1 pseudogene is annotated in these 620 nt (G+C 71.6%); it reads right to left on the reverse strand.

The window, feature by feature from the left end:
- Window positions 1-3 precede the first annotated feature (3 nt).
- Window positions 4-620, reverse strand: a pseudogene (locus CCN37_RS38110) (glycoside hydrolase family 65 protein); the annotation flags it as partial.

The raw sequence follows: 620 nt of genomic DNA on the forward strand, positions 1-620 counted from the left end.
CGGTTACCTCTTCGCCCCCGCCGAGCTGTCGGGCCTCTTCCGGCGGCTCGGCGGGGGCGAGAGGTAACCGAGCATCAGCGCGTCGGCCTGCTTGGACACCTGGTACCGGTTGACGGAGTCGCCCTCGGACTCCAGGATCCGGTCCAGCCGGCGGACGTCGCCGTAGCGGGCGCGGTAGCCGTCCCAGTCGAGTTCGGCCAGCTCCCCGTAGCCCTCGAACTGGCTGACGACGCCCCGGTGGAAGGGGACCAGCAGCCGCCGTGAGACGTCCTCCCAGCGCTCCGGCTCCGCGCGGTCCAGGCCCACCCGCTCGAACAGCTCACGGCGGCGCGGCTCGGGCAGGGTGCGGGCCATCTCCAGGGCCCGGTCGAGCACCCAGGCGGCGGTGACGTTGGTGTACGCGTTGTCGTCGATCCCGGGGCGGTCGGTGCCGGGATAGCCGTCGTGGTATTCGTCGGGCCCGACCACCCCGCGGATGCGGTACCGCCCGTGGTCCGGATCCATGACGGCGGTGTCCGCCCAGAAGCGGGCGATCTGCACCAGCATCTCCGCGCCCTTGGTGTACAGGAAGTCGGTGTCGCCGCTGGCCTGGCAGTACTGCCACACGTTGTACGCCACCG

Source organism: Allokutzneria sp. NRRL B-24872, assembly GCF_002155965.1.
In the GTDB taxonomy this organism is placed as follows: Bacteria; Actinomycetota; Actinomycetes; order Mycobacteriales; family Pseudonocardiaceae; genus Allokutzneria.